The 25,645-nt window shown below is 75.0% G+C and carries 19 protein-coding genes and 1 tRNA gene; 17 read left to right on the top strand and 3 right to left on the bottom strand.

What is annotated here, in order from left to right; all coding sequences use genetic code 11:
- The first annotated feature begins 122 nt into the window (after window positions 1-122).
- The 4 genes from ACZ51D_RS30460 to ACZ51D_RS30445 all read left to right on the top strand — a co-directional run bounded on the left by ACZ51D_RS30460 (window position 123) and on the right by ACZ51D_RS30445 (window position 2,138).
- Window positions 123-692 (top strand): type II secretion system F family protein, encoded by a 570-nt coding sequence (locus ACZ51D_RS30460; RefSeq protein ID WP_465622672.1) that lies wholly within the window; start codon window positions 123-125, stop codon window positions 690-692.
- Between the two features lie 114 nt (window positions 693-806).
- Window positions 807-1,079 carry a DUF4244 domain-containing protein gene (locus ACZ51D_RS30455; RefSeq protein WP_360496202.1) on the top strand — a complete coding sequence of 91 codons (273 nt, stop codon included), beginning with the start codon at window positions 807-809 and terminating at the stop codon, window positions 1,077-1,079.
- Window positions 1,080-1,272: 193 nt separating this feature from the next.
- Window positions 1,273-1,617, top strand: a complete 345-nt coding sequence (locus ACZ51D_RS30450) for a TadE family type IV pilus minor pilin (RefSeq protein WP_465622671.1) — start codon at window positions 1,273-1,275, stop codon at window positions 1,615-1,617.
- Window positions 1,605-2,138, top strand: a complete 534-nt coding sequence (locus ACZ51D_RS30445) for an Rv3654c family TadE-like protein (protein WP_465622670.1) — start codon at window positions 1,605-1,607, stop codon at window positions 2,136-2,138. Before ACZ51D_RS30450 ends, ACZ51D_RS30445 begins: the two co-directional genes overlap by 13 nt.
- Here ACZ51D_RS30445 and ACZ51D_RS30440 read toward each other — a convergent pair.
- Window positions 2,133-4,559, bottom strand: coding sequence for a DEAD/DEAH box helicase (locus tag ACZ51D_RS30440; RefSeq protein WP_465622668.1), 2,427 nt, complete (start codon window positions 4,557-4,559; stop codon window positions 2,133-2,135). The two genes, ACZ51D_RS30445 and ACZ51D_RS30440, sit on opposite strands and share 6 nt — an antisense overlap.
- A 223-nt stretch (window positions 4,560-4,782) precedes the next feature.
- Here ACZ51D_RS30440 and bldG point away from each other — a divergent pair, with 223 nt between their 5' ends.
- The 13 genes from bldG (at window position 4,783) to ACZ51D_RS30375 (ending at window position 22,600) form a co-directional block, all read left to right on the top strand.
- On the top strand, window positions 4,783-5,124 hold the full coding sequence (gene bldG / locus ACZ51D_RS30435) for an anti-sigma factor antagonist BldG (RefSeq protein WP_360496190.1): 342 nt from the start codon (window positions 4,783-4,785) through the stop codon (window positions 5,122-5,124).
- 160 nt (window positions 5,125-5,284) lie between these two features.
- Window positions 5,285-5,704, top strand: coding sequence for an ATP-binding protein (locus ACZ51D_RS30430; protein ID WP_465622667.1), 420 nt, complete (start codon window positions 5,285-5,287; stop codon window positions 5,702-5,704).
- A gap of 202 nt (window positions 5,705-5,906) precedes the next feature.
- Window positions 5,907-6,275 carry a cyclophilin-like fold protein gene (locus ACZ51D_RS30425; RefSeq protein WP_465622665.1) on the top strand — a complete coding sequence of 123 codons (369 nt, stop codon included), beginning with the start codon at window positions 5,907-5,909 and terminating at the stop codon, window positions 6,273-6,275.
- A gap of 176 nt (window positions 6,276-6,451) precedes the next feature.
- Entirely contained in the window at window positions 6,452-7,207 is a 756-nt protein-coding gene (locus tag ACZ51D_RS30420) for a hypothetical protein (protein WP_465664024.1), read from the top strand.
- 437 nt (window positions 7,208-7,644) lie between these two features.
- Window positions 7,645-9,177, top strand: a complete 1,533-nt coding sequence (locus ACZ51D_RS30415) for a DUF7059 domain-containing protein (RefSeq protein WP_360496178.1) — start codon at window positions 7,645-7,647, stop codon at window positions 9,175-9,177.
- 239 nt (window positions 9,178-9,416) lie between these two features.
- Window positions 9,417-9,875 carry a DUF3592 domain-containing protein gene (locus ACZ51D_RS30410; protein ID WP_465622662.1) on the top strand — a complete coding sequence of 153 codons (459 nt, stop codon included), beginning with the start codon at window positions 9,417-9,419 and terminating at the stop codon, window positions 9,873-9,875.
- A gap of 408 nt (window positions 9,876-10,283) precedes the next feature.
- Window positions 10,284-13,157, top strand: a complete 2,874-nt coding sequence (gene topA, locus ACZ51D_RS30405) for a type I DNA topoisomerase (RefSeq protein ID WP_360496172.1) — start codon at window positions 10,284-10,286, stop codon at window positions 13,155-13,157.
- A gap of 258 nt (window positions 13,158-13,415) precedes the next feature.
- Window positions 13,416-16,889, top strand: coding sequence for a dTMP kinase (tmk, locus tag ACZ51D_RS30400; protein ID WP_465622660.1), 3,474 nt, complete (start codon window positions 13,416-13,418; stop codon window positions 16,887-16,889).
- Between the two features lie 285 nt (window positions 16,890-17,174).
- Complete coding sequence (locus tag ACZ51D_RS30395) at window positions 17,175-18,386, top strand: DNA polymerase III subunit delta' (RefSeq protein WP_360496675.1); 1,212 nt, start codon at window positions 17,175-17,177, stop codon at window positions 18,384-18,386.
- A 325-nt stretch (window positions 18,387-18,711) separates the two neighbouring features.
- On the top strand, window positions 18,712-19,878 hold the full coding sequence (locus ACZ51D_RS30390; RefSeq protein ID WP_465622658.1) for an alpha/beta hydrolase: 1,167 nt from the start codon (window positions 18,712-18,714) through the stop codon (window positions 19,876-19,878).
- Window positions 19,879-20,000: 122 nt separating this feature from the next.
- Window positions 20,001-21,689: an alpha/beta hydrolase gene (locus ACZ51D_RS30385; protein ID WP_465622657.1), complete on the top strand. Its 1,689-nt coding sequence runs from the start codon at window positions 20,001-20,003 to the stop codon at window positions 21,687-21,689.
- A gap of 105 nt (window positions 21,690-21,794) precedes the next feature.
- Window positions 21,795-22,445 (top strand): leucine efflux protein LeuE, encoded by a 651-nt coding sequence (gene leuE / locus ACZ51D_RS30380; RefSeq protein ID WP_465622655.1) that lies wholly within the window; start codon window positions 21,795-21,797, stop codon window positions 22,443-22,445.
- Window positions 22,446-22,526: 81 nt separating this feature from the next.
- A tRNA-Thr gene (locus ACZ51D_RS30375) sits at window positions 22,527-22,600 on the top strand.
- A 176-nt stretch (window positions 22,601-22,776) separates the two neighbouring features.
- On the opposite strand, the gene ACZ51D_RS30370 is transcribed toward ACZ51D_RS30375, so the two are convergent.
- On the bottom strand, window positions 22,777-24,759 hold the full coding sequence (locus tag ACZ51D_RS30370) for an FtsX-like permease family protein (RefSeq protein WP_465622654.1): 1,983 nt from the start codon (window positions 24,757-24,759) through the stop codon (window positions 22,777-22,779).
- Entirely contained in the window at window positions 24,756-25,553 is a 798-nt protein-coding gene (locus tag ACZ51D_RS30365) for an ABC transporter ATP-binding protein (RefSeq protein ID WP_465622652.1), read from the bottom strand. Before ACZ51D_RS30365 ends, ACZ51D_RS30370 begins: the two co-directional genes overlap by 4 nt.
- Between the last annotated feature and the right edge of the window lie 92 nt (window positions 25,554-25,645).

The raw sequence follows: 25,645 nt of genomic DNA, 5'->3' as shown, positions 1-25,645 counted from the left end.
GGCGGCGGCGGGCGTTCGCCGGGGCCCGTGAGCGGGAGGAGGGACGGAGGTCGACCGGGCCGGCCGGGTCGGGCGTCGGGCATCGACGGCGGGTTGTCACGGCTGCCGTAGCCGGGCTCGCGGTGGCAGTGCTGCTCGGTGGCGGCACCGGGCTGGTCGTCGGGGCGCTGGCGGCGGTGGGCGCCCACCGGTGGTCGGCCCGAGTGCGATCGCCGGCGGATCGTCGGGCGGCCCTGGAGGAGGAGCTGCTGACCAGGCAACTCCCACTGAGCGCCGAACTGTTGGCGGCCTGCCTCGGCTCGGCGGCGCTGCCCTCCGAGGCCGTGTCGGCGGTCGGCCGGAGCGTGGGCGCGCCGATGGGGCCCCGGCTGGTGGCGATCGGGGCCGAACTGGCCCTCGGCGCACCACCGGAGCTGTGCTGGAACCGACTGGGCGAGCAGCACCCGCCGCTGGCGCCGCTGGCGCGCTGCCTGGTGCGGACGAGCCTCGGCGGAACTCCCGCCGCCGAGCCACTGATCGGGCTGGCCCAGGGGCTGCGGACGGCGGCCGCCCGCGCGGCCCACGCCCGGGTCCGCCGGGCCGCGGTGCTCGCCACCGCGCCACTCGGGCTTTGCTTCCTGCCGGCCTTCGTGCTGATCGGGGTGGTGCCGGTGGTCGTCGGCCTCACCAGCCTCTTCGCGCAGGCGATGTGACCGGGAGCCGAACATGCGGCCGGCAAGAGCGGCAAGAGCGGCAAGAGCGGCAAGAGCAACGAGAACGACGAGAACGACGAGAACGACGAGAACGACGAGAGACAGGAGAGATCCATGACTGCGGTGATCGCGATCAGGCCCGCCGGCGGGCGCCCGCTCCGCCGGCTGCTCGGGGCGTGGCGGCGCAAGAGCCGCTGGGCGGCCTGCCGGGTGAGCCGGGTGGCTCGGCGCCGGGGCCGGTCGGACGCCGGGATGACCACGGCCGAGTACGCGGTCGGGACCTTGGGCGCGTGCGCCCTCGCGGCCGGGCTCTACAAGGTGGTGACCAGCGAGGCCATCACCGGCGCGCTGACCGACATGCTCCAACGGGCGCTCCATGCGGCCTAGGACGAGCCAGGGAGGCGGTGACGGCGGTGACGGCGGTGCGGCCGGTACCGAGGTGGCCGCCGGAGACCCGGGCGCCGTCGGTGCGTGCCGGCGGCGCGGTGCGCGCACCGGGCCGGTGGCCGCGACGGGCAGGGCAGCAGCCGGTCGTCCGGGTCGGCGTGGTGACGGCGGCTACGTCACGGCGGAGACGGCGGTGGCCCTGCCGGCGCTCGTCCTGCTCGCGGCGATGCTGATCTGGGGCGTGCTTGCGGCGGCCGCGCAGATCCGCTGCGTGGACGCCGCCCGGGTCGGTGCCAGAGCGGCCGCACGCGGGGAGACGGACGCCGTCGAACTCGCCCGTGCGGCGGCTCCGGAGGGCGCACGGGTCCGGGTGACGCCGACGGCCGACACGGTACGGGTGGACGTGGACGCACCGTGTGCGGCGCCGGGCAGGCTCGGCGGACTGCTCGCGGTGCGGGTCGGCGCGGCGGCCGTGGCGGCGCGGGAGGACGTCCTGGTGGGAGTCGCGGAGGGAGGTGGCGGCCCATGGCCGTCCTGACCGGGCCGGCCGTCCTGACCGCGCAGGCCGGCCCGTTCGGGCTGCGGACGGCGGTGGGGCGGTTAGCCCGGGCCCGTACCGGACGGGCGGTGGTGGGTGGGCGCGGGCCGGACACCGGCTCCGCGACGGTCTGGCTGCTCGCCCTGGCGATGCTGGGCACGGCGGTGTTCGCCGCGACGATCGCGGTCGGGTCGGTGGTCGCCGCCCGGCACCGGGCCGAGTCGGCCGCCGACCTCGCGGCCCTGGCGGCGGCGGACCGGCTGCTGCTGGACCCGGACGGTGGCTGCGCCCGGGCCGCCGGGATCGCCGCCGCCCAGGGTGCGGGCCTGGTGTCCTGCGTGGTGGACCGGTCGGCGGACGTCGTCGAGGTGGTGGCCGAGGTGAGGGTCGGCTGGCTCCCGGTCCGTCTGCCGGTCGGACCGGCGCGGGCGAGGGCCCGGGCCGGTCCGGTACGGGCCCCGGTCACCGCCGCCGAGGACGGCCTCGACAGCGCCCCGAGCGGTGCGTCGGCGGCCTCATGACGCGGCCGGCGCCCCACCGTCCGGGCCCGCCCCGGCCTCGTCCGCCTCTGCTGCGTCCGTCTTCGCCTCTGCCGTGCCCGCCGTCGTCCGGGCCCCCGCCTCCGCGGTCCCCGGAGCCCCGGCCAGCAGCACGTCCAGGAGCCGGACGGCGGCCGCCTTGTCCAGCGGGTCGTTCCCGTTGCCGCACTTGGGTGACTGGACGCAGGACGGGCAGCCGCGCTCGCATTCGCAGGAGGCGATCGCCGAGCGGGTGGCCGTCAGCCACTCGACCGCCCGCTGGAAGGCGCGTTCGGCGAAGCCGGCCCCGCCCGGGTGGCCGTCGTAGACGAACACGGTCGGCAGCCCGGTGTCCGGGTGCAGCGGGACGGAGACGCCGCCGATGTCCCACCGGTCGCAGGTGGCGAACAGCGGCAGCAGGCCGATCGAGGCGTGCTCGGCGGCGTGGGCGGCGCCGGGCAGCTGGTCGGGCGGGATGTCCGCGTCGAGCAGTTGGTCCTCGGTGACGGTCCACCAGACCGCGCGGGTGCGCAGCGTGCGGGGCGGCAGGTCGAGCTTGGTCTCGCCCATGATCTCTCCGGTGGAGATCCGCTTCCGGAGGTAGCCGACCACCTGGTTGACCACCTCCACCGAGCCGAAGCTGAGCCGCCCCTCGCCCCAGTCGACGGTGGTGTCGGTGCCGAGGACGGAGATGGAGGTGATGTCGCGGGCGGCCGTGGTGTACGGCGGATCGGCCGGTTCGACCAGGGCGGCCGAGTTCTCCAGGTCGAGCTCCCGGACCAGGTAGGTGCGGCCCTGGTGGAGGTGGACGGCCCCGGTGTGGACGGTGGTGTGCGCGGCCGCGGCGTCCACGGTGCCGAGCAGCCTGCCGGTGTCGGCCTCGACGATCTGGACCGGGCTGCCGCCGCTGCCGCGCAGGTCCACGGCGTCGGCGGCGCGCTCGCGGCGCGTCCAGTACCAGCCGTCGCCGCGCCGACGCAGCAGGCCGCGCCGTTCCAGGACGGGCAGCAGCGGTGCGGTGGACGGGCCGAACAGCTCCAGGTCGGCGTCGGTGAGCGGCAGTTCGGCGGCGGCCGCGCACAGGTGCGGGGCGAGCACGTGCGGGTTGTCGGGGTCGAGCACGGTGGCTTCGACGGGTGCCGCGAACAGCGCCTCCGGGTGGTGCACCAGGTAGGTGTCCAGCGGGTCGTCCCGGGCGATCAGGACGGCCAGCGCGCCCTGGGCCTCGCGGCCCGCCCGGCCCGCCTGCTGCCAGAGCGAGGCCCGGGTGCCCGGGTACCCGGCCATCAGGACGGCGTCGAGGCCGGAGATGTCGACGCCGAGTTCGAGGGCGGAGGTGGAGGCGAGGCCGAGCAGCCGGCCGCTGTGCAGGGCGCGTTCCAGGGCCCGGCGTTCGTCGGCCAGGTAGCCGCCGCGGTAGGCGGCCACCCGGTCGGCGAGCGGTCGGCCGAGCTGGTCCTGGGTCTGGAGGGCGACGACCTCGGCCGCGCGGCGGGAGCGGACGAAGACGACGGTGCGGGTCTCCCGCTCGACCAGGTCGGCGAGCAGGTGCGCCGCCTCGGCGGTGGCGGTGCGGCGCACGGGCGCGCCGTGCTCGCCGACGTTCTCGGTCAGGGGCGGTTCCCAGAGGCCGAAGACCATCGGCCCGCGCGGCGAGGCGTCCTCGGTGACGGCGACGGAGGGTAGGCCGGTGAGGCGTTCGGCGGTCGCGGCCGGCTCGGCGGTGGTGGCGGAGGCCAGCAGGAAGGTCGGTGACGAACCGTAACGGGCGCACACGCGGCGCAGTCGGCGCAGCACCTGGGCGACGTGCGAGCCGAACACGCCCCGGTAGCTGTGGCACTCGTCGACGACCACGTAGCGGAGCGCCTTGAGGAAGGAGGACCAGCGGGCGTGGCCGGGCAGGATGCCCCGGTGCAGCATGTCCGGGTTGGTGAGCACGTAGGACGCGTACTGGCGGACCCACTCGCGCTCCTCGGGCGGGGTGTCGCCGTCGTACAGCGCGGCGCGGACCCTCGGCGGGGCGAGTTCGGCGGCCCGGCGGCGCTGGTCGGCGGCGAGGGCCTTGGTCGGTGCCAGGTAGAGCGCGGTGGCGCCGCGGCCGTTGCGGGCCTCGGTGCCGTCCAGCAGATCGCTGAGCACCGGGGCCAGGTAGCCCAGCGACTTGCCCGAGGCGGTGCCTGTGGCAATCACCACAGTTTGGCCACTTTTGGCCAGATTCATTGCTTCTGCCTGGTGCGCCCAGGGCTGTTCGACCCCGACCGCGAGTGCCGAGGCCACGATCTCCGGCCGGATCGACCCGGGCCACGGTGAATAACGCGCAGGTCGGGCGGGAAGGTGCTCCGTATGGGTGAGCCGGTCGGACCGCCCCCGGCTGGTGATCAGGCTCGTGAGCAGTGCCTCGGGCGGGCTGTGTCGGGGCGGCATGAGGACCCAGTGTGTCACCGGCGTGACGGAGAATCGTCGTAAGCCATCGTGCGGGCATGGTCGCAGGTGGTTGAATGTGGCCGTGACGGCCGTACGGCCGTGGGTCGCAGCGCTGAGGCTTGCCACGTGCTGGTTGGGGCGCGCCCGGGCTCGCGACCATGCGGTGGCGGCCGTCCGGCCGAGGATCGCACATGACGTAGCAAGGCAAGGTGCTGGAGGTTCCGTGGACCTGTCCCTGTCGACCCGTACAGTCGGCGATCGCACGGTCGTCGAGGTTGGCGGCGAGATCGATGTGTACACCGCCCCGAAGCTGCGGGAGCAGCTGGTCGAGCTCGTCAACGACGGCAAGTACCACCTCGTCGTCGACATGGAAGGCGTCGACTTCCTCGACTCGACCGGCCTGGGTGTGCTGGTGGGCGGCCTGAAGCGGGTGCGCGCCCACGAGGGCTCGCTGCGCCTCGTCTGCAACCAGGAGCGCATCCTGAAGATCTTCCGTATCACCGGCTTGACCAAGGTCTTCCCGATCCACACCTCGGTGGACGACGCGGTCAACGCGACCGACTGACGCGGCCGGGCCGGTCCTCGTGGCCGGCCCGCCCCGTTTCCACGCGTCCGGGGTGCCTGGGCCGGTTCGGCCCGGCGCGTCCCGGCCGCCTCTGGGCCGGTCCAGCCGGCCCGCAGGGGCCGTACTTCCGGCCCCGGTCGGAGCACCCCGAGGGGGAGAGATGGCAACCGTCGAACTTCGATTCAGCGCGCTTCCCGAGCACGTGCGGACGGCCCGACTGGTCGCCGCGGCCGTCGCCAGACGGGCCGGGGTCGACGAGTCGGTGCTCGACGAGGTACGGCTCGCGGTCGGCGAGGCGTGCTCCCGCGCGGTCGGCCTGCACCAGCGGGGCGGCATCGGCGGCACGGTCAGGGTCGCGCTGACCGACCAGGAGAAGCGTTTCCTCATCGAGGTCGAGGACGAGGCCGGCCCCCCCGCCGTCCCGGCCTCCGGCGCTGCCGAGGGCGGCGAGCCGGACGAGGACACCCTCGGCCTCGCCGTGATCACCGGCCTGGTCGAAGACCTGGAGGTCACCAGCGGCACGGACGGTGGCCTGATTCGGATGAGCTGGCCGGTTTCGGTCGCTTCCGTCGCGGTCTGAGGCCCCACTTCCGCGGTGGTCGCGTCCTTCGCGTCTTTCACGTCCGTCCTTCGTGTTTCTCGCGCGTCTTCGCGTTTCTCGCGCGCGACCGGGGTCCAGTCCCCGGGGCGTGCGTTGACAAAATGTTGAGTGTGGCGGTTCGCTGCTTCCGGCACGACCGGGTCCGATCCCTGATCGGACCTCGTCGCGAAAAAGGAAGTCCATGCGGATTCGCATTCTGTGGCCGGCCGGGCAGGCCACCGCCACGCTGACGGTCACCCCCACCGCCGAGGCGCTCTGGGCCGAGCTGCCGATCAGCTCCTCGGCGAGCACCTGGGGCGAGGAGGTCTACTTCGGCACGCCCGTCAGCGTGCCGCGCGAGGCCGGCGCCCGGCAGGTCGTGGAACCCGGCACGGTCGCCTTCTGGACCGACGGCGACAGCCTCGCCCTGCCGTACGGGCCGACGCCGATCTCGCGCGACGGCGAGTGCCGGCTGGCCAGTCCCTGCAACGTCCTGGGCGCGCTGGACGGGGACGCCGCAGTGCTGCGCACCGTCCGCCCGGGCGATCCGATCAGGGTCGAGCGGGCCTGAGTCGCGGCCGGGGGCGGGGCACCGGGACGGGCCGGGCACGGGCCGCAAACGGCCCGCGGGCGGTCCCGGGGAGGCCCGGGGCGGGACGTCGCAGGCGGGAACCGGGAACCGGGGGGCGGGAACCGGCCGTGTAGGTTCGACGACCGATGACGACCGAAACCGAAAGGCTTCTCCCGGTGAACAAGCGACTGCTGGCCGTACCCGTCCTCGGCGTGCTGCTGGCGTTCGGCGCCGTCGGCTGCGGCGGCGACGACAACAGCAAGCAGCTGGAGTCCTGGGCGTCGAGCGTCTGCGGCGCGGCCAAGGACCCGATCGCCCAAGCCCAGACCGCGCTCGCCGACACCGGCCAGGTGAAGACCGGCGAGGCCCCGGCCGACCTGCAGAAGCGGCTCTCCACGGACATCGGGCGGCTGGCCAAGACCAACCAGGACATCGCGGCCGCCATCGACGGGGCCGGTGCGCCCAAGGTGCAGGACGGCGCGACCCTGCAGAAGGACACCGTCGACGAGCTGAAGAAGGCGGCCGACGGCTACCAGGAGGTCCAGAAGAAGCTGGACGCGCTGCCCAACAACGACCAGGCGAAGTTCGCCGACGGGCTGCGCAGCGTCGCCGACCAGATCCAGCAGCTGGCCTCGCTCTCCACCCAGGCGCAGAGCAAGCTGCAGCGCGGCGACCTTGGTGCGGCGATGGCCAAGCAGGAGGGCTGCAAGCCGTCCCCGACCACCGCCCCGACCGGTGGCGCGGGCACCGGCGCGAGCGGCACCCCGGCACCCGTCGGCGCGGGCGCGACCCCCGGCGCGACCGCCACCCCGAGCGCCCCTGCCACCACCCCCGCGCCCGGCGCGACCGACACCGCGAGCCCCGCCGCCGGTGCCACCACCCCCGCCGCCCCGGCCGCTCCGGCCACCACCCCGGCTCCCGCCGCGAGTTGACCGGGGGCCGAGGGCCGATCCCGCCTTCACGGCGTCGGCGGCAGCGTCGGCGTGAAGACCGCCTGAAGGCCGCCTGAAGGCGTGAAGAGGGACGGACAGCAATAGCAGCCGGTGCCGCTCGGGGAGCGGCGCCGGCTGCTGCGCGTCGCAGGCGGGGTGCCGCGGGGCCCGGGTGTACCGGGCGACCGGCCGAGGCGTCCGCACGGTACGGGTGAGGCCGAGGGCGAGCACCGCCGAGCGGGGAGCCGCAGAGCCTGAGCTCCGGGGCGTACGACCGGGCGTGTGGAAGCCCGGTGGGGGCGCGCGGTGGGGCGCGCGGTGCGGCTCGGGCTCCCGTTGGGACGCTCCCGGCGGGCGGGCCCGGACGGGGGCGGCGACGTACGGGCCGGTCGGGCCCGGAGGCGGGCGGTGGGGAACCGGCGGGGGACAATGGCGGGGTGACCAGTAGCCCCGTTCTCGACCCGACCCGCCTCGCCAAGCTGCGCGAGGCGCTGCTCGCCGCCTCGTTCACCGCCGACGGTTGCCTGGACCTGCTCGGGCCCACCGGCTATGCCGCGCTGGCCCGCAGCGAGGCCGTTCCAGCGCTGCGCGCGACGCGCGGTGGCAGCCCGCTGGAGACGCTGGTGCGGCTGTTCCTGCTGCAGCAGCCGGTGCCGTACCGGGCGGCCGCCGCGGCGCTGCCGGTGGAGGACTGCCTGGCGGACGGCTGGCTGCGCCCCGACGGGGACCTGGTGCGGGCCACCGTCGACGTCCGGCCGTACGCCAACGAGGTGTCCGGGATGCCCAGTTCGGATGCCTGGGTGGTCTCCGACCTGGGCTGTGCGGTGGGCGGCGCGGGCGGCATCGGCTCCGGCGAGACCGCGCACGGCGTGGCCCGCAAGGACCTGGTGCTGGGTGTCGGCGGTGCTTCCACGACGCTGGCCAATATCACCGTGCGCCGCCCGGTCCGGGCCGCGCTGGACCTCGGTGCGGGCTCCGGTGTGCAGGCCCTGCACGCGGCCCGGCACGCCGGTACGGTCACCGCCACCGACCTCAACCCGCGCGCGCTGCGCTTCACCGAGCTGACCCTGGCGCTGTCCGGATTCGACCACACCGAGGCGCTCGCGGGAAGCCTCTTCGAGCCGGTCGGGGAGCGGAAGTTCGACCTGATCGTCTCCAACCCGCCGTTCGTCATCTCGCCCGGCGGCCGGTTCACCTACCGCGACGGCGGGATGGCCGGCGACGACCTGTGCCGCAGCCTGGTCCGCTCGGCCGCCGACCACCTGGAGCCCGGCGGCTACTGCCAGTTGCTCGCCAACTGGCAGCACGTCAAGGGCGAGGACTGGCACGAGCGGCTGGCCGGCTGGGTCGCGGGCACCGGCCTGGACGCCTGGGTCGTCCAGCGCGAGGTCCAGGACGTGGCCCAGTACGCCGAGTTGTGGCTGCGCGACGGCGGCGACCACCGCGGCCCCGGCGGCGACTACCAGGCCCGCTACGGCGAGTGGCTGGACGCCTTCGAGGCCGGCCGGGTGGAGGGCATCGGCATGGGGTGGATCACCCTGCGGGCGAGTGGCGCCGAGCGCCCGACCGTCCGGGTCGAGGAGTGGCCGCACCCGGTGGAGCAGCCGCTCGGCCCGCACATCGAGGCCTGGTTCGACCGGCAGGACTTCCTCCGCTCGCACGACGACGCGGGCCTGCTCGCGGCCCGCTACGTGCTGGCCGACGAGGTGGTCCAGGAGCAGGTCGGCGCACCGGGCGCGGAAGACCCGGAGCACGTGATCCTGCGTCACAACCGGGGCATGCGGCGGGCCACCAAGGTGGACACGGTGGGCGCCGGTTTCGTCGGCGTCTGCGACGGGACGCTGTCGGCGGGCGAGATCGTGGACGCCATCGCGCAGCTGCTCGGCGAGGACCGGGTGGTCCTGCGCGACCGGGTGCCGGAGTCGCTGCGGCTGCTGACCGAGCAGGGGTTCATCGACCCGGTCCGCTGAGCCGACCCGGTCCGCTGGGCCAAGCCGTCGGCGTGTCGACCCGGTCGCTGGGCCAAGCCGTTCGCTGTGCCGACCCCGCCGAAGGGCCGGCCCGCCGACGGACCGGTCGGCGGGCCCGGTTCACCCGCCCGTCCCCCCTGGTTCGTCCGGCGGTCTTCGAACGGCTGCCCCCCGTTGGCTCTCCGCTGTGAGGCTCTGTCCACAGGCTGTGGACAGAGCTGGGGAGCCGGGGGCCAGGGGTGGACACGACGACGGCGACGGTGGGCGGGCTGGTGCTCGCCCTCTTCGGTGGCGTGCTGCTGCTCTGGTGCGCGGCCGAAGTGCGCCTTCGCCACCGGGTGCGCCGTCGCGGGGTGGCGGCGGTGGCCACGGTGATGGCCGAGGACGACGCGCACGGTCAGCTGGACAGTGCGCCGCTGCTCTCCTTCTCGGTGCCGCCCTCGGCCGATGGCTCCGGCGCGTGCCGGATCGCCGGGCTCGTGCTCACCCGGCCGCGCGGGCACACCCCGCTGCGCCGTCCGGACCGTTTCGGGCCCGGCGCCCCGGTGCGGATCTGCTACGACCCGCAGCACCCGAGCCGGGCGGTGCTGGCGGCCGGGGAGATCGGCCGGGCGGTCGTCGCCGACCTGCTGTGGAGCGCCCTGGGGGTGGCCTGTCTGGCGGCGGGCGCCGGGCTCCTGGCGGCGGCTGGCGGCTGAGCGGGCCACCCACGCGCGCGGCCGTCCCCGGCCGCGCCCTCGACGGGACCCCGGCGCCGGTCGATCCGCCCGCCGGTCCGCCCGCCGACCCGCCCACCGGTCGATCCACCGTCGATTTTCCGTTGACAGATCTTGAAATCCGTCATTCCATCCTCCGGAACCTGCCGAAGGCCGCCCTCCACGGGGCGGGAACCTCCGTCATCGGGTTACCGTTCGAGTGGCGTCGGTGAGCCCGGCAAGTGAAAACGCGGTATCCGTCCGTTTGACAAGGGTGGCCGGGGTACGGTCACACTCCGCTGGTGGGGTGTCGTGCAGCGGCGGCCCCGGGACGGTGGAGGGGTCGGGCGGAGCGCAGCCCGTGCTGCCAGCGCCGACCAGCCACATAAGGACCGGGAGAGAAGAGCGAAGGTGTCCCCGAGCAGCGAGACCGCGCACGGACAGCGACTCGTCATTGTCGAGTCGCCGGCCAAGGCGAAGACGATCAAGGGCTACCTTGGCCCCGGCTACATCGTCGAGGCGAGCGTCGGGCACATCCGCGACCTGCCCAGCACCGCGGCCGAGGTGCCGGACAAGTACACCGGTGAGGTGCGCCGACTCGGAGTGGACGTCGATCACGACTTCGCGCCGATCTACGTGGTCAACGCGGACAAGAAGTCCCAGGTCAGCAAGTTGAAGTCGCTGCTCGCGGAGTCCGACGAGCTCTTCCTCGCCACCGATGAGGACCGCGAGGGCGAGGCCATCGCGTGGCACCTGCAGCAGGTGCTCAAGCCCAAGGTGCCGGTGCACCGGATGGTGTTCCACGAGATCACCAAGTCGGCGATCCAGGAGGCCGTGGCCAACCCGCGCGAGCTCAACCAGCGCCTGGTCGACGCCCAGGAGACCCGTCGCATCCTCGACCGCCTCTACGGCTTCGAGGTCTCGCCGGTGCTGTGGAAGAAGGTCATGCCGAAGCTGTCGGCGGGCCGCGTGCAGTCCGTCGCCACCCGGCTGGTGGTCGAGCGCGAGCGTGAGCGGATTGCCTTCCGCACCGCCTCGTATTGGGACCTGGTCGGGACCTTCGGTACCGGTCGCACCCCGGCCGACTCCGCCAACCCGGAGACCTTCGGCGCCCGGCTCGCCTCGGTCGACGGCAAGCGGATCGCCAGCGGCCGCGACTTCGGCTCGGACGGCCGCCTGAAGGCCGGCAGCGCCAACACCCTGCACCTGGACGAGCAGGCCGCCCGGCAGCTGGCCGCCGCCCTGGAGCAGACCGCGTACAGCGTCCGCAGCGTCGAGTCCAAGCCCTACCGCCGCTCGCCGTACGCGCCGTTCCGCACCACCACGCTCCAGCAGGAGGCCAGCCGCAAGCTGGGCTTCGGGGCCAAGCGGACCATGCAGGTGGCCCAGAAGCTGTACGAGAACGGCTTCATCACCTATATGCGTACCGACTCCACGACGCTGTCGGAGACCGCGATCGGCGCCGCCCGCGCCCAGGTCACCCAGCTGTACGGCGCCGACTACCTGCCGGACGCCCCGCGCACCTACGCCAGCAAGGTCAAGAACGCGCAGGAGGCGCACGAGGCCGTCCGCCCCTCCGGCGACCGCTTCCGCACCCCCGCCGAGACCGGCCTGACCGGTGACGACTTCCGGCTCTACGAGCTGATCTGGATGCGCACCGTCGCCTCCCAGATGAAGGACGCCGTCGGCCAGTCCGTCACCGTCCGGGTCGGCGGCGCCTCCGCCGACGGCCGGGACGTCGAGTTCTCCGCCTCCGGCAAGATCATCACCTTCCACGGCTTCCTCAAGGCCTACGTCGAGGGCGCCGACGACCCGAACGCCGAGCTCGACGACCGCGAGCGCCGGCTGCCGCAGGTCGCCCAGGGCGACCCGCTGGGCGCCGAGCGGATCACCCCGGAGGGCCACGCCACCAAGCCGCCGGCCCGCTACACCGAGGCCTCGCTGGTCAAGGAGCTGGAGGACCGGGAGATCGGCCGCCCCTCCACCTACGCGTCGATCATCGACACGATCATCCAGCGCCGGTACGTGTTCAAGAAGGGGACGGCGCTCGTCCCGTCGTTCCTCTCCTTCGCCGTGGTCAACCTGCTGGAGAAGCACTTCGGCCGGCTGGTCGACTACGACTTCACCGCCAAGATGGAGGACGACCTCGACCGGATCGCCGCCGGTGAGGCCAAGTCCGTGCCGTGGCTGAAGCGCTTCTACTTCGGCGAGGGCGAAGGCCACGCCGTGGGCGGCGCCGCCGAGGCCGGCAACGGCGACGGCGACCACCTGGGCGGCCTGAAGGAACTGGTCACCGACCTCGGCGCGATCGACGCCCGGGAGATCAGCTCGTTCCGGATCAGCGACGACATCACGCTGCGGGTCGGCCGCTACGGCCCGTACGTCGAGCGTGCCTCCGCCGTCGAGGGCGAGCCCGGCCAGCGCGCCGACATCCCGGACGAGCTGCCGCCGGACGAGCTCACCGTCGAGCTGGCCGAGGAGCTGCTGGCCAAGCCCAGCGGCGACTTCGAGCTCGGCCCGGACCCGGTCAGCGGCAACATGCTCGTCGCCAAGGACGGCCGCTACGGCCCGTACGTGACCGAGATCCTGCCCGAGGGCACGCCCAAGACCGGCAAGAACGCGGTCAAGCCGCGCACCGCCTCGCTGTTCAAGACGATGTCGCTGGACACCGTCACCCTGGAGGACGCGCTGCGGCTGCTCTCGCTGCCGCGCGTGGTCGGCACCGACGCCGAGGGCGCGGAGATCACCGCGCAGAACGGCCGCTACGGCCCGTACCTCAAGCGCGGCACCGACTCCCGCTCGCTCACCAGCGAGGACCAGCTCTTCACGATCACCCTCGACGAGGCGCTGGCGATCTACGCCCAGCCCAAGCAGCGCGGCCGGGCCGCCGCCGCCCCGCCGCTCAAGGAGCTGGGCAACGACCCGGTCAGCGAGCGCCCGGTGGTGGTCAAGGACGGCCGCTTCGGCCCGTACGTGACCGACGGCGAGACCAACGCGACCCTGCGCAAGGACGACGACGTCGAGACCATCACGCCGGAGCGCGGCTACGAGCTGCTCGCCGAGAAGCGGGCGCGCGGACCGGTGAAGAAGACGGCGAAGAAGGCCCCGGCGAAGAAGACCGCCGCCAAGAAGGCGACCGCGACCAAGACGGCGGCCACGGCCACCAAGACCGCGGCCGCGAAGAAGACCGCCGCCAAGAAGACCACGACCAAGACGGCGGCGGCGAAGAAGACGGCGACCAAGAAGACGGCCGCCGCCAAGACCACGGCGACCGACGAGGACTGATCCCCGATCACCGCCGACGGGCCCGTGCCCCCGATCCCGGGGGTACGGGCCCGCGTGCTGCCGGGGACCGGGCGGGAGGTGGTCAGGGCGGTCGGGGAGCTGTGCGGATCTGTGCGGGGCCCGCGTGCGGATCTGTGCGGGGCCCGCGTGGGGATCTGTGCGCGGATCTGTGCGGGGAACGTCACAACCCGGTGATGAGCGGGATCCGGAAGCCCGTTCGCCACAATCCGGCCAAGCCCCGCCCGCTACGCTGACCGTATGACGAGCGAGGAGCAGCCCACCCCCAGCGCCGCCCCGGCCGCCAGAGCCGCGACGCCCGACCTGCCGGAGGTCGCGCCCGCCGGGACCCCGGTGGACCGGGCCCGGGCACTGCTGCGGACCCGGGCCTACCGGCGTCTGTGGACCACCCAGCTGATCGGCGGCACCGCCGACCGGCTCGGCCTGCTGGTGCTGCTCGCGCTCACCGTGATCGCGGCCGCCCTGGGCGGCCGGTTCGGCGACCTGCCGCGCAGCCTCGCCTTCGCCCTCGCGGCGGTCCTCGCCGTCCGGGTGGCGGCCACCGGCCTGGTCGGTGTGGCGCTGCTCGGCCCGGTGCACCGGCTGGTCGCGGGCAAGCTCGACCGGCGCTGGACGCTGGTCGGCGCCGACGCGCTGCGCGCCCTGCTGATCGGCCTCGCGCCCTGGTGGACCGTCTGGCTGGGCTCCGGCTCGAAGCCCTCCGGGGCCGCCACCTACGTCCTGCTCGCCACCGTGTTCGTCACCGGTGCCGCCGAGCGGGTCTGGGGGATCGCCAAGGCCGCCGCCGTCCCCGGCCTGCTGCCGCCGGCCAACCCCTACGCCCCGGCCGCCGAGCAGCGGCCCGCGGCCGCGAACCTGGAGACCGTCCGAGGCATCGACCGCTTCACCGGCTGGGTCACCGTGCCGCTGGCCGCCGTCGGCCTGGTCGGCTTCACCCTGCTCAACAACATCGGCGCGGCGGCCGGCTCGGACTGGCTCCGCGCCCACCAGCTCACCTTCGCGGCACTCGGCGCGGCCGGGCTGTTCGCCGCCTCGGCGACCCGCGGCTACCTCCAGCAGCTGCCCGGCGGCCCGGTGGCCGTCGCCCCGGTCTCCCCGCTGCAGGGCCTGCGCGCCCCGACCGACTCGGCACCCGGTCCCGCGCTGGGCAAGGGCCGCACCGGCAGCGCCCCGTACTTCACCTTCGCCGTCGCGGCCGGCTTCGCCTCGATGGCGGGCGTCGCCGCGCTCGCGCTGCTCACCGCCGCCGAACACCGGGCCGGGCCGATCGGCTACGGCCTGCTCGTGCTCGCCGCCACCGCGGCGCCCGCCCTCGGCGCCCGGCTCACCCGGGCCACGCTGCCCTCGCTCTCCCGCCGCCGACTGCTCGCGCTGGCGCTGCTCACCCAGGGCGTCGCGCTGATCCTGGCCGGGCTGGTGCTGGACTTCGTGCTGGTCCTGCTGCTCACCGTGCTGGCCGCGCTGGCCGCCGGGATCGTCGTCTCGGCCGGGCGCACCCTGCTCGCCCAGGAGGTCGAGGAGGCCCGGCTGCCGAAGGTCACCGAGCACCTCGTGGCGGTGCTGCGGACCGTGGTCGCCGCCGCGCTGGTCGTCGTCCCGCTGATCGCCGCCGCCTACGGGGACGTCGAGTACGGCACCGTCGAACCCGGCTCCTTCACCTTCATCCACGGCGGCGCGGCCCTCGCCGTCGCCACCGCGGGGCTGCTCACCCTGGTGCTCGCCGCCGTCGTGCTGCTGCGCACCGACGACCGGCGCGGCACCGTGCCGTTCGGCCGGGACCTGGTGGACGCGGTGCGCGGCGCCGTCGGCCCCGTCCCGCACCGGGGCGCGGGCACCGGCTTCTTCATCGCCCTCGAGGGCGGCGACGGCGCCGGCAAGTCCACCCAGGCCCAGGCACTCGCCGAGTGGATCCGCGGCAAGGGGCACGAGGTCGTGCTCACCCGCGAGCCCGGTGGCAGCCCGGTCGGCCAGCGGCTGCGCGGCCTCGTCCTGGATGTCGGCAACACCGGCCTGTCGCACCGCGCCGAAGCGCTGATCTACGCCGCCGACCGCGCCGAGCACGTCGAGAACGTCATCCGCCCGGCCCTCGCCCGCGGCGCCGTGGTGATCACCGACCGGTACATGGACTCCTCCATCGCCTACCAGGGCGCCGGGCGCGACCTGGCCGCCACCGAGGTCGCCCGGATCTCCCGCTGGGCCACCGGCGGACTGCTGCCCGACCTGACCGTCGTGCTGGACGTCGACCCGACCAGGGCCCGGGAGCGCTTCACCGAGGCGCTGGACCGGCTCGAGTCCGAGCCCACCGAGTTCCACCAGCGGGTCCGGGCCGGCTTCCTCGCCCTCGCGGCCGCCGACCCGGCGCGCTACCTGGTCGTGGACGGAAGCCAGGCCCCCGGCTCCGTCACCACCGCCATCCGGCACCGGCTCGACCGCGAGCTGCCGCTCTCCGAGCAGGAGAAGGCTGCCCGCGCCGAGCAGGAGCGGCTCGCCCGTGAGGAGGCCGAGCGCCGCGCCGCCGAGGAGGCCCGCAAGAAGGCCGAGGAGGAGGCCGCCGAGCGCAAGCGGCAGGAGCTGCTGGCGCAGCTGCGCGCCGAGCAGGCGGAGAAGGAGCGGCTGGCCAAGGAGGAGACCGAGCGGGCCGCCGCCGAGGCCCGGCGCAAGGCCGAGGAGGAAGCGCGCCGCAGGGCCGAGGAGGAGGCCAAGCGCCGCGCCGAGGAGGAAGCCAGGCTCCGCGCCGTGGAGGAGGCCCGGCTGGCGGCCGAGGCCGCCGAGCGCAAGCGGATCGCCGACGAGGCGGCCGCCCAGGCCGAGCTGCAGCGGCAGCGGGAGCTCGCCCGCGAGGAGCAGCGCCGCCGGGCGGAGGAGGCGCTGCAGCGGGCCGAGGAGGCTCGGCTGGCGCAGGCCGCCGCCCTGGCGGCCGCGGCTGCGGCGGCCGAGACGGCGGAGGACCGGGCGACCGGGCGGCCGGGGGCGGCCCCGGGTGCGCCGGGCGGGGATGCCGTGACCACGCAGCTGCGGGCGGTCCGGGACACCCCGGACGACGCTGCGGCTCGGACTGCTGGGGTTCGGGATGCTGCGCAGGGTCCGGCGGACGGGCTCGGGGACGAGGCGACGCGCGAGCTGTCGCCGCAGGACCGGCAGGCCGCGGTCCGGGCGGCCGAGGCCGCCGAGGCGCGCAAGGCGGCGGGAGCCGCCGGGGCGGTCGACGCGACCGCCAAGCTGCCGGTGGTGCCGGCCTCGGCGGTGGACGAGACGGCCGTGCTGCCGACGGTCCCGGCGGAGGCCGACCGGACGGCGGTGCTGCCGCGGGTCGAGCCGGACCGTCCGGTGGACAGCACGCGTGAGCTGCCGGTGGTCGGCGGGGAGCCCGCCACGGAGCCTCGGCGCCAGGCCCAGCCGCCTCGGCAGCAGCCCCCGGCGAAGCCTCAGGCTCAGCAGCCGCAGCCGCAGCCGCAGCCGGTCGCCGAGCGGCCTCGGCCGGAGTGGGCCGAGGAGACGCCGATGGACGACCTGCCGAGCCTCACCGACACCCTGCTCGGCTCGCACGACGAGTGGACGCGTTGGGAGCACGGCGGCAACCCGGGCCAGGGCCAGGGTCAGGGTGGCCCGCAGCGTGCTGCGGATCCGCGCGACGGCGACGACCAGGGCCAGGGCGGCGACGGCAAGGACGGTGACGGCAAGGGCAAGGGCCGGCGCTGGGGCCGCCGGGGCTGACCGGACACGGTGCTGACCGGACACGGTGTGGGCGGCGCCGTCGGGGTAGCTCCCCGGCGGCGCCGCCTTGCTGTCGGGCGGCGGCCCCGGGCCGGTGGCGGTCATGCCGTCGGCCCGTCCGTCTGCTCCTCCGGCCACCGCGCGTCCGCCGTCGGCCGTCCGCTGCCCGCCGCTCCGCCCGTCCGCCGTGACCCCGATGGAGCAGTGGCTGTCGGGGCGGAGACGTATGCTCGACGGCGGGGAAGAGGCGCCGTGGGCGCTGCCGTACGGAGCTTGGGAGCAGTAGTGGCCGTCTGGGACGACCTGGTGGGCCAGGAGCGGGTGGTCGAGCAGCTGACCGCCGCAGCCCGGGCAGCCGGGGCGGCGGTCGAGGTCGGCCGCGGGGCCGCCCCCGTCGAGGGTGGGAACGCCTCCCTGATGACGCACGCCTGGCTGTTCACCGGTCCGCCCGGTGCCGGCCAGGTCACCGCCGCGCGAGCCTTCGCCGCCTCCCTCCAGTGCACCAGTCCCGACCTCGCGCTCGGCGGCACGCCCGGCTGCGGGTTCTGCGACGGTTGCCACACCGTGCTGGCCGGCAGCCACGCCGACGTGAAGTACGTCCGGACCGACGGCCTGTCCATCGGTGTCGGCGACATGCGCGCCCTGGTGCTGCGCGCCTCCAGCTACCCGACCGGCGGCCGCTGGTCGGTGATCCTGGTGGACGCCGCCCACCGGCTCACCGAGGCCGCCGCGAACGCGCTGCTCAAGGGCGTGGAGGAGCCCTCCCCGCGCACCGTCTGGCTGCTCTGCGCCCCCTCCGTCCAGGACGTGCTGCCGACCATCCGCTCGCGCTGCCGCCTGCTGGTGCTGCGCACCCCCGCCGCCGAGGCGGTCGCCGACACGCTGGTCCGCCGCGACGGCGTCGACCCGGAGACCGCCAGGCTCGCCGCGCTCGCCGGACAGGGCGACATCGAGCGCTCCCGCCGCCTCGCCGTCGACGAGCAGGTCCGCACCCGCCGGACGGACGTGCTGCGGATCCCGCTGGAGGTCGGCGACATCGGCGGCTGCCTGACCGCCGCCCAGCGCCTGGTCGACACCGCCAAGGCCGACGCGGAAGCGCTCGCCGAGACCCAGGACGCCAAGGAGACCGACGACCTCAAGGCCGCCTACGGCGCCGCCGAGGGCAGCAAGGCGCCGCGCGGCATGGCCGGGGCGGTCAAGGAGCTGGAGAAGCGGCAGAAGAGCCGCGCCACCCGCACCCGCCGGGAGACCCTCGGCGTCGCCCTGCTCGACCTGCTCGGCTTCTACCGGGACGTGCTCGCGATCCAGTTCGGCTCCACCGGCGCGCTCGCCAACGAGGACCAGCGGCAGGCCCTGAACCGGGTCGCCCAGGCCGGTCCGGCGGAGGGCACGCTGCGCCGGATCGAGGCGGTGCTGGCCTGCCGCGAGGCGCTGGACCGCAACGTGGACCCGCTGCTGGCGGTCGAGGCGATGACGGTGGCGCTGCGCGCGGGCTGAGCCGGCCGCAGGGGTGTCGGCCGGGTCGTCCGTAGGGGCGCTCCGCCGGTCCGCTCCGCCCAGCCGTCCGCCGGTCCGCTCCGCCCAAGCCGTCCGCCCAAGCCGCCCGCCGGTCCGCTCCACCGGCCGACGGCCGTACGCCTGCCGGAGCCGGTGCGTTGTCCCACCTTCGAGTGAACGGGCGATACGCGCCGGGCACACGAGCGTGTGACCGTCCGCCGGTTGTGCACGCTGGGGGCCGACTGCGCCCGGTGCCGGGCCGGTCGCCTCCCGTACGCGCCGGGTCCGGTCCGGCGCCGGCCCTCCTCCCGAGGCGGTGCGTCGCATGGTTCGTTCGCTCCTCGTCATTCCCCTACTGGCCGCCGCGCTCGGCGGGATCTGGCTGGCCCGCGGTGCCCTGCAGCGCTGGCGCGACCTGCGCGCCGCCGAGACCTACGAGCTGGCCGGAGACCGGTGGCCGATGCTGGTGCGCGCGGGCGGGGCGATGGTCTGCGGGGTGTGCGTCACCGGGTTGACGCTGCTCACCGGGCTCGGCGCCTTCGGCGCTCTCGGCCGCGGCGACCAGGACCCGGACCGTCCGCAGCCCGTCGTGGACGCGGCGGGGGCGGGCTCGGAGTCGGCGGCCGGGGCGGCCGCCCGGCAGCAGGCGGCGCCGCCCGCGGCCACCGAGCCGGCCGCCGGCGCTGCTGCCGCCGCTGCCACCCCGGTCGCCACCACGGCCCCCGCCGTGGTCAGCCGCTTCGACAGCGTCGGCCACCCGGGCGGCGGCGAGCTCCTTCAGTCCGCCGTGCTCGGCCCCGACGGGCGCCCGCGCAACGTCCGGGTCTGGCTGCCGCCGCAGTACGCCAAGGAGCCCAACGCGCGCTTCCCGGTCGTCGTGATGCACGCGGCCGCGCCGCGCAGGACCGCCGACGCCGAGGTCCCGGACGTGTTCGAGGGCATCGGCTCGGCGCTGCAGACCGGCAAGGCCCGCGCGTTCATCCTGGTCGCCCCCGAGGCGCCGAACGGCACCGCGCACCCCTGTGAGCTGGTCGCCGCCGCCCCGGCCGCCGTCGCGGACGACGCGACGCTGCGCACCACCATCGCGGCCTCCTTCCGCACCCTGCCGCCCGGCCCGGCTTCCTGGGGCACCCTCGGCGTCGACGGCGGCGCGCCGTGCGCGGCCGCCGCCGGGCTGGCCCGCCCCGACCTGTACGGCGCGGCCGCGGCGGTCTCCGGCCGCTACGACGCCGCCGCGCTCACCCAGACCGGGGCCGAGGCCCCGACCGGCAGCGCGGCCAAGCTGCTGCTGGCCGCCGCTAAGGCCGACTCCGCCGGGCTGGACGCGGCCCGCAAGCTCCAGGCCTCACTCAAGGCGGGCCCCGGTCCGGCGGCCAAGGCCGAGGTGCGGATCTCGGACAACGTGCAGGACTTCACCCCCGACCGGGAGCGGCTGCGGCTGGTCCGGCAGGCGGCGCAGTTCCTGGCCGAGGCGCTGGCCAAGGCGTCCTGAGCACCCGTCGAGCGGGCGTTACGCTGCCCGGTACCCCGGGGTGGGTACCGGGCAGCGGCGTTTCCTCCGCTTTCCGGGTCATCGCTTCTTCGTCCCTTCCATCCTCTGAGGAGAGCAACCGGATGAGGGCCTTCGGGCGGATTCGGGTACTGGCCGCGACGGCGCGGGTGTCGGCCGCGGCGCTGGCCGTCGGCCTGCTGGCCGGCGGGTGCGGCTCAGGCCCGTACGGGGCGCCGAGGGCGGCCTCGTCCGATTCGGCCGACTCCGGTGTGTCCTCGGCCCCGGCCGCGACGCCGGGCCCCGGCGAGCCCTCGACCCCGGCGGCCGGCGCGCCGGGGGCCACCCCGTTGGAGCCGCTGCCCGCCACCGTCCCGGCCGCGCTCGCGCCGTACTACGCGCAGCGGTTGGCCTGGCAGCCGTGCGACGGCGGGTTCGAGTGCACGACGTTCCGGGTGCCGCTGGACTACGACCGGCCGGGGGACGGCGAGCTCACCCTGGCGGCCGCCCGCGCGGCGGCCGAACCCGCCGCGACCGGCGCGGGTACCGGCGCCGGCTCCCACGACCCGCGGCTCGGCTCGCTGCTGCTCAACCCGGGCGGGCCCGGCGGCTCGGCGGTCGAGTACCTGGAGTCCGCCGCCCGGACGTACGACCTCGGGGTGCGCGCCCGGTACGACCTGGTCGGCCTCGACCCGCGCGGGGTGGGCCGCAGCACCCCCGTCACCTGCCTGAGCGGCGACCGGATGGACGCCTTCACCGCCGTCGACCTGACCCCCGGCGACCAGCACGGGATCGACGCCCTCGTCGCCGCCGACAAGGAGTTCGCCGAGGGCTGCCGGAAGCAGGCCGGAACGGCGCTCGGCCACCTCAGCACCGTCGAGGCCGCCCGGGACATGGACGTGCTACGCGCCCTGCTGGGCGACGAGCGGCTGAACTTCGTCGGCAAGTCCTACGGAACCTTCCTCGGCGCGACCTACGCGGGGCTCTTCCCGACCCGGGTGGGCCGGCTGCTGCTGGACGGCGCGATGGACCCGGCGCTCGACTCGGTCACCGGCAACCGCACCCAGGCCGGCGGCTTCGAGACCGCCTGGGCCGCCTTCGCCAAGGACTGCGCCAAGCGTGAGGACTGCCCGCTCGGCCGCACCGAGCAGCAGGTCGGCGAGCAGCTCAGAGCCCTGTTCGCGGCCGTCCAGACCGCCTCGCTGCCCACCACGGACAGCGGGCGCCGACTCACCGAGTCCCAGGCGACCACCGGCGTCATCGAGGCCATGTACGCCGACTTCCTCTGGCCCAAGCTGCGCACCGCGCTCGCCGACGCCAAGGCGGGCGACGGCACCGGGCTGCTGAAGCTCTCCGACGCCTACTACGGGCGCGAGGCGGACGGCTCGTACCCCAACCTGATGTTCGCCAACACGGCGGTGAACTGCCTCGACCTGCCCGCCCCGTTCCGCGGACCGGAGGAGGTCCAGCGGGCGGTGCCGGACTTCGAGCAGGTCTCGCCGCACTTCGGGCGCGACATGGCCTGGATGGCGCTGACCTGCGCGTACTGGCCGGTCCGGGCCACCGGTACGGCGCACACCATCCGGGCGGCCGGCGCCGCCCCGATCGTCGTCGTCGGCACCACCCGGGACCCGGCCACCCCGTACGCCTGGGCCCAGTCCCTGGCCGGGCAGCTGGAGTCCGGCCGCCTGCTCACCTTCGACGGGGACGGCCACACCGCGTACGGCCGGCACAGCGCCTGCGTGGACGGGGCGGTGAACCGCTTCCTGCTGACCGGGGAGGCCCCCGAGCCGGGCAAGCGCTGCGACCGGTAGGGGGCGGGGGTTCCGGGCGACCGGTAGGTAGTTCTCGCTTCAATCGATTGCCGGTGCGACGTTACGATGAGCGCCCCCTGCCCTTCCCCCGCACCGGAGCGCAACGTGCTCGGAGTCAACGACCTGGCGACGTACATCCTCGGCGCCCTCGTCATCGTCCTGCTGCCCGGCCCCAACTCCCTGTACGTGCTGTCCGTCGCCGCCCGCAAGGGCGTCCGGACCGGCTACCGGGCCGCGGCCGGCGTCTTCGTCGGCGACCTCACCCTGATCAGCCTCACCTCGATCGGTGCCGCCTCCCTGCTGAAGGCCAACCCCGCCGTCTTCGCGGTGGTCAAGTTCGGCGGCGCCGCCTACCTGCTCTGGCTCGGCTACGGCATGCTCCGCGCCGCCCGCGAGCTCTGGCGCGAACGCCGGGTGGCCGCCGACCCCACCGCCGAGCCGGCCCCCGAATCCGCCGAGAACCCCTTCCGCCGCGCCCTGGTGGTCAGCCTCCTCAACCCCAAGGCCATCCTCTTCCTGCTCTCCTTCTTCACCCAGTTCGTCGACCCGTCCTACGGCCGGCCCGCCCTGTCCTTCGCCCTCCTCGGCGGCGTCCTGCAGACCTTCAGCCTGCTCTACCTCTCGCTGCTGATCTTCGCCGGCACCACCCTCGCCACCGCCTTCCGCCGCCGCAAGCGCCTCTCCGCCACCCTCACCAGCGGCGTCGCCGTCCTCTTCGCCGGCTTCGCCGCCAAACTGGCCGTCTCCTCCGCCTGATCCACCCCCCGGCATCCGGGTACGGATCACCCGCGAAACCTGTGTAGACTGGCCCGCGTTGCCGCCACACACGGCAACGGTGCCGCCTTAGCTCAGCTGGCCAGAGCAACGCACTCGTAATGCGTAGGTCGCGGGTTCGAATCCCGCAGGCGGCTCTGTAGAAGCCCCAGGACTCACTCGCCGTGACCTGGGGCTTTTGCGCTTTGTGTCGCTCGGCCGGTCTGCTCAGCTTGAAGCCCAGGTCAGATCCTTTCTGACCTGGGCTTTTTCGTGGGGGAACGGGCCGGCCCCGCTGCCTGGGTGGGGGAGCGGGGCCGGGCGGGGGCGGGGGTCAGTGGCGGCCGCTCGCGAGGTCGAGGGGGCGGATGCGCAGCGCCAGCCGGGCCGGGGCCAGGCTGGAGACCAGGGCGAGGACCAGGCAGACCGCGGTGGCTCCGGCGAGGGCGCCCCAGGGCAGGTCGAAGGCCGCGGACTGGGTCGCGTCGAGGATGCGGTTCTCGATCAGCAGGACGGTCGCGTACTGGGTCAGCAGGGTGACGAGCAGTCCGAGGGCCGCCGCGGTGGCGACGACCAGCAGGGTCTCGACGGCGACCACGCGGAGGACCTGGCGGCGGGTGCCGCCGGTCAGGCGCAGGGTGGCGAAGTCCCGCAGGCGGTCGCCGGTGGACATCATCATCGTGTTGACGATCGCGATCAGCGCGTAGAGGAGGGCCGGGCCGAGGATCGCCAGCATCGCGATCCAGCTGTTCTTCGCGGTCCGGTCGTTGTGCGTCCCGATCCAGTCCGCGCCCGTGGTGGCCCGGGCCGCGCTGCCGCCCAGCGCGGCCGTGACCTGCTCGGGGCCCGCGCCGGTGCCCAGGTAGGCGACCGAGACGGCGCTCTCGCCGGGGACGGCCTCGCGGGGGACGACGATCTCGGGCAGCTGTGGCAGCAGGTGGCGGACCTGGGCGACCAGCCGCAGCGGCTCCCGGGTACCGTCCGCGAGTCGGGCGTTCAGGGTGTCGCCGACGTGCCAGCCGAAGACCCGCGCCATGTCGGTGGAGACCGCGACCGTCCTGCCGTGCAGATCCGCGAGCGAGCCGGCGTCGGCGGTCAGGTTCCAGGCCTCGCGCAGGTCGCCGTCGACGGCGAGGCCGTCCTCCGGGATCGGCAGGTCGGTGGGGCGGCCGGGGGCGGGCTGCTGGTCCGGGAGCGCCAGGCCGTCGAACCGTACGGTCGCCGCGGTGGTCAGTCGGGCGTCCGGCAGGGCGGCGAGGCCCCGGAGGGCGTCGGCGGGCACGGTGTGGCCGTCGGACGGCTCGATCACGTACCCGGCCTTCAGGGCGGCGCGGCCCTGGGCGGCCATCGCGTCGCTGAAGGCCACCGTGCCGCCGACCACCGAGCCGGCCAGGCCGATCACCAGGAAGACCGGCGTCGCGGTGGAGACGGTGCGGCGGATCGCGGCGAGCGCGTTCTGTCGGGCGATCAGCCCGGCCGCGCCGGGCAGCAACGGGACGAGCGAGGTGAGCAGCCGTACCAGCGGCGGCACCAGCACCGGGGCGATCAGCACGACGGCGAGCACCGCCATGACGTCGAAGAGCAGCGCCCACTGCGGGGTGGTCTCCGGATCGCGGGACTGCGGGTCGGCCAGCATCGACGCGGGCATCGAGATGAACGTCGACAGGGTGTAGCCGAAGACACCGAGGAAGAGGACCGAGGCCACCCAACGGACCACCGGCATCACCTTCTTGTCGACGGCGACCTCGTTCAGTGCCTCCACCGGCCGCACCCGGCCGGCCCGGCGGGAGGCCGCGTAGGCGCCGAGCAGGGCGACGACGAGCCCGCCCGAGGCCGCGAGCAGCAGCGGCAGCAGGGCCGGCTCGGAGTGGAAGCCACTCGGCGCGGCGCCCTGGTCGACCAGCCAGCCGGCGATCGCCGGGGCGACGGCCAGCCCGAGCAGGCAGCCCGAGACCGCGGCGGCCAGCGCCACTACCAGGGCCTCGCCGAGGACCAGCGCCCGGACCTGACGCGGCGTCGCGCCGACCGCGCGCAGCATCGCCGTCTCCTGGCGGCGCTGGGCGACGGCGAAGGCGAAGGTCGAGGAGACCACGAAGACCGAGACGAATCCGGCCATGGCGGCCATGAAGCTCACCAGCTTGTGCAGCGAGGGCGCGCCGGGCAGCGAGTCCTCGCCCATCGTGGTGTTGAGGAGCACCCCGGCGGCGGACATCACCGCGACGCCGAGGGCGAGCGCGACGAAGGAGCCGACGAAGGACGGCCACCGTCGCCGCAGGGAGACGGCGGCGATCGGGAGCAGCAGTCGGAGACCGTTCATCGGGGGTCACCGTGTCCGGGGGTTCCGGCTTCTGCGGCGGCGTTGGCGGCAGCCTTTGCGCGGGCGTCTTCCAGCGCGGTCATCCGGGCGGCTACGGTCTGCGGGTCCGGGTCGGCCAGACGGTCGACGACCTGGCCGTCGGCGAGGAAGAGCACGGTGTCGGCGTAGGAGGCAGCGACCGGGTCGTGGGTGACCATGATGGTGCTCTGGCCCTGCCGATCGACCAGGGAGCGGAGCAGGGTGAGCACCTCGCGGCTGCTGGAGCTGTCCAGGGCGCCGGTTGGTTCGTCTGCGAAGAGCACCTCGGGGGCGGCGATCAGCGCCCGGGCGATCGCCACCCGCTGCTGCTGGCCGCCGGACATCTGCGAGGGCAGGTGGCCGGTCCGCTCGCCCAGGCCCACCTGGGCGAGGGCGTCCCGGACCTGCGCCGGGTCGGGTCTACGGCCGGCCAGGCGCAGTGGCAGGCCGACGTTCTGCTCGGCGGTCAAGGCTCCCAGGAGGTTGAAGGCCTGGAAGACGAAGCCCAGGCGCTCCCGGCGCAGTTCGGTCAGGGCGGTCTCGTCGAGGCCGCCGAGGTCGACGCCGTCGACGATGACGGTGCCGGAGTCCGGGCGGTCGAGTCCGGCGGCGCACTGGAGCAGGGTGCTCTTGCCGGAGCCGGACGGGCCCATGACGGCGGTGAAGCTGCCGCGGGCGAAGCCGAGGGTGACCCCGGCCAGGGCGGTGACGGTGTTCTGGCCCGCTCCGTAGGTGCGGGTGACCTGGTCCAGTCGTACTACATCGTTGTCGTTCATGATGATCCACTTCCTACCAGGTCGCCGGAGGTGGCGGAATCTCGTCCTGGCAGGGCGGCCCGGGGGGTCCGGCTCGGGATCCGCTCCCGGGC

This window comes from Kitasatospora sp. NPDC033851, assembly GCF_055576085.1.
Note: the sequence above shows the minus strand (reverse complement) of the source record. Positions and strands in the feature narration are given on the sequence as shown.

Excerpts from the sequence above, each read along its gene's own strand:
- ACZ51D_RS30455 (WP_360496202.1), top strand. The coding sequence starts at position 807 with ATGACTGCGGTGATCGCGATCAGGCCCGCCGGCGGGCGCCCGCTCCGC.
- ACZ51D_RS30445 (WP_465622670.1), top strand. The coding sequence starts at position 1,605 with ATGGCCGTCCTGACCGGGCCGGCCGTCCTGACCGCGCAGGCCGGCCCG.
- ACZ51D_RS30440 (WP_465622668.1), bottom strand. The coding sequence starts at position 4,559 with ATGCCGCCCCGACACAGCCCGCCCGAGGCACTGCTCACGAGCCTGATC.
- ACZ51D_RS30430 (WP_465622667.1), top strand. The coding sequence starts at position 5,285 with ATGGCAACCGTCGAACTTCGATTCAGCGCGCTTCCCGAGCACGTGCGG.
- ACZ51D_RS30425 (WP_465622665.1), top strand. The coding sequence starts at position 5,907 with ATGCGGATTCGCATTCTGTGGCCGGCCGGGCAGGCCACCGCCACGCTG.
- tmk (WP_465622660.1), top strand. The coding sequence starts at position 13,416 with ATGACGAGCGAGGAGCAGCCCACCCCCAGCGCCGCCCCGGCCGCCAGA.
- ACZ51D_RS30390 (WP_465622658.1), top strand. The coding sequence starts at position 18,712 with ATGGTTCGTTCGCTCCTCGTCATTCCCCTACTGGCCGCCGCGCTCGGC.
- ACZ51D_RS30385 (WP_465622657.1), top strand. The coding sequence starts at position 20,001 with ATGAGGGCCTTCGGGCGGATTCGGGTACTGGCCGCGACGGCGCGGGTG.
- ACZ51D_RS30370 (WP_465622654.1), bottom strand. The coding sequence starts at position 24,759 with ATGAACGGTCTCCGACTGCTGCTCCCGATCGCCGCCGTCTCCCTGCGG.
- ACZ51D_RS30365 (WP_465622652.1), bottom strand. The coding sequence starts at position 25,553 with ATGAACGACAACGATGTAGTACGACTGGACCAGGTCACCCGCACCTAC.